Annotated in this window: 4 protein-coding genes; all 4 read left to right on the top strand. The window is 60.6% G+C overall.

Translation table 11 applies throughout. From position 1 onward, the window contains the following. A partial coding sequence (locus VEK15_02530; protein HXV59543.1) for an NfeD family protein occupies positions 1 to 716 on the top strand: 716 nt, incomplete at its 5' end. Positions 717 to 731: 15 nt separating this feature from the next. Further along, complete coding sequence (locus VEK15_02525) at positions 732 to 1,505, top strand: slipin family protein (GenBank protein HXV59542.1); 774 nt, start codon at positions 732 to 734, stop codon at positions 1,503 to 1,505. After that, on the top strand, positions 1,502 to 2,299 hold the full coding sequence (locus VEK15_02520; GenBank protein HXV59541.1) for a helix-turn-helix transcriptional regulator: 798 nt from the start codon (positions 1,502 to 1,504) through the stop codon (positions 2,297 to 2,299). The genes VEK15_02525 and VEK15_02520 overlap by 4 nt, the downstream gene beginning before the upstream one ends. A 71-nt stretch (positions 2,300 to 2,370) precedes the next feature. Beyond that, the coding region (locus VEK15_02515) for a hypothetical protein (protein HXV59540.1) at positions 2,371 to 2,592 on the top strand (222 nt) is incomplete at its 3' end.

The following is a 2,592-nucleotide window of genomic DNA, read 5'->3' as shown; positions in this document are numbered from 1 at the left end:
AGCTCCTGCACGGCGCAGTCGTCAAGCGGGTCGACGGAAGCGAGATCACGCTCTCGACCTCGGATGCTCCGGTGGTCGTCAAGGAGATGACGACGAAGCAAAGGCTTCTTTCCTACATCGCCAACCCGAACATTGCAGTCTTCCTTGGCCTCATCGGCCTCGCCGGACTGTATCTCGAGTTCTCCAACCCCGGCACCCTGGTGCCGGGTATCGTTGGCGCGATCGCTCTGCTACTCGCCGCATTCGCCTTCGAGATCTTGCCCGTCAACATCGTCGGCCTGCTTCTCCTGATCGTCGGTTTCGGCATGCTCATCGTCGAAGCATTGACTCCCTCCTTCGGTGCTCTTGGGGCGGGCGGGATTGTGGGCATCGTGCTCGGAGCGCTGATGCTGTTCGAGGAGCAGCCTCTTCCCACACCGGCGCTCCAGGTCAGCTGGACGATGATTCTGCCGGTCGCGGTGGTCCTCGCGATCGTCGTGATCTTCATCGGCCGCAAGGTGATCGAGGCCCAGCGGCGGCCACCGGTCACCGGAAGCGAAGGCCTCGTCGGCCAGGTCGGCACGGCACTTACGGACATCGGCGAGAGGGGCAAAGTCTTCATTCACGGAGAGTACTGGGACGCCCGTTCGATCGAGCCCATATCGAAGGACGAGCGGGTGAGAGTGTCTCGCGTCAATGGACTGAAGCTGATCGTCGAGCGGGTTTCCGAACCCTAACGAAGGGAGCGACTCATGCCAGGTTTTTCTATCGGTACCTTGGCGGTGCTCGTCATCGTCGCCATCTTTCTCTTGAACTGGATCAAGGTGCTCAACGAATACGAGCGCGGAGTCGTCTTCCGACTGGGAAACCTCATCCCCCGGCCGAAAGGGCCGGGTCTCGTCCTGGTTTACTCCCCTGTTGACAAGATAATCAAGGTGAGCCTGAGGCTGGTGGCACTCGATGTACCGCCCCAGGACATCATCACCCGCGACAACGTTTCGGTAAAGGTCAACGCGGTGGTGTTCTTCCGCGTCGTCGACCCGATCAAGGCGGTGATCGAAGTGGAGAACTTCCTTCACGCTACCTCTCAGCTCGCTCAGACGACCCTCAGGAGCGTTCTCGGCCAGGTGGAGCTCGACGAGCTTCTCGCCGAGCGCGAACGGCTCAACGTGCAGCTTCAGGACATTCTCGACAAGCACACCGACCCCTGGGGGATCAAGGTGACGGCGGTCGAGGTCAAGCACGTCGATCTTCCCACGGAGATGCAGCGCGCCATCGCCCGTCAGGCCGAGGCCGAGCGAGAGAAGCGTGCGAAAGTCATCCACGCGGACGGCGAGTTCCAGGCCGCAGAAAAGCTGTCCCAGGCCGCCGCGATCGTCGGGCAACACCCCCTCGGATTGCAGCTTCGATACCTGCAGACCTTGACCGAGATTGCCACCGAGAAGAACTCGACCGTCGTCTTCCCGATCCCGATGGAACTGATCGAACCGCTCTTGAGACTTTCGGGAGACCGAAAGAAGAGTTGATCGATCGAGAATTTCGACCCAACGCGCTGCTGGCGCCCTATGTGAAACTGATATGGGTGCTGGAGACGGGCGATCCTGGATTTTTCGGCGACGGCCATCGGATTCTTCCCGATGGGATCGTCGAGGTCGTCTTTCACTACGGCGATCCGTTCGTCACCCGCTTTGCCGACGGTCGCGAACAGGCGCAGCCGCGGAGCTTCGCGATCTCCCAGGCGTCCCGGTTCATCGACATCCGCGCAACGGGAAGCTGCGGCCTCATATCGGTCCGGTTCTTTCCTTGGGGTGCCTATCAGTTCTTTCCCGTTCCGGTCTCTGAGTTTGCCGATTGCCAGGTGCCGGCCGAGGCGCTCTGGGGAAAGCGGTGCCGGGAGCTGGAAGACGCGGTGGCAAATGCCACGACGACTGAAGAGCGAGTCGAGCGCGTCGAGCGCTTTCTCCTCGAGCAGCTCGCGCTTCACCAGAAGGAGGACCTCGCTCCCGCCGTCCGCTATCTCTGGCAACGGCGCGGCCAGGTCCGCATGAGCGAAATGACCCGCGAGCTCGGCATCGGTGAACGCCAGCTCCAGCGGAGATTCCTCCAGAACATCGGTGCGACGCCGAAGCAGACGGCCCGCCTGGTGAGGTTCATTCGAGCCTATCGTAAGCTGTGCCAGCCTTTTGAGAGCCTGACCTGGGCCGCCCACCTGAGCGGCTACTACGATCAGGCGCATTTCATTCGTGAATTCAAGGAATTCTCCGGCTTGACCCCGCGCCAGCTGCTCTCACGTTCCCGGGTTTCTTCTTTCGAGCTTTGACTTTGTCGGATTTGTCCAATTCGTTGGCGTATTCCCGAGTTATGCTCGATCGGACTGCAGGAGGACCAACGATGGGCACGATCTGGTTTGCGTTTCTCGTCTTGCAACCAACTCAGGAAGAGGATGTTTGGAAACCTCTCAAGTACTTCGTGGGCGAATGGAGGGGACAGGAATCCGGGTCCGCCGGCGTGGGAAGAGGTGAGCGAAATTACGAGCTCGCCATCGGCGGGCAGTATCTGGTCTCCAGAAACACATCCGTCTTCGAGCCGCAGGAGAAGAACCCATCGGGCGAG

It is taken from the genome of Vicinamibacteria bacterium (assembly GCA_035620555.1).
GTDB lineage: Bacteria > Acidobacteriota > Vicinamibacteria > Marinacidobacterales > SMYC01 > DASPGQ01.
This window is presented reverse-complemented; position numbering and strand designations above follow the sequence as displayed.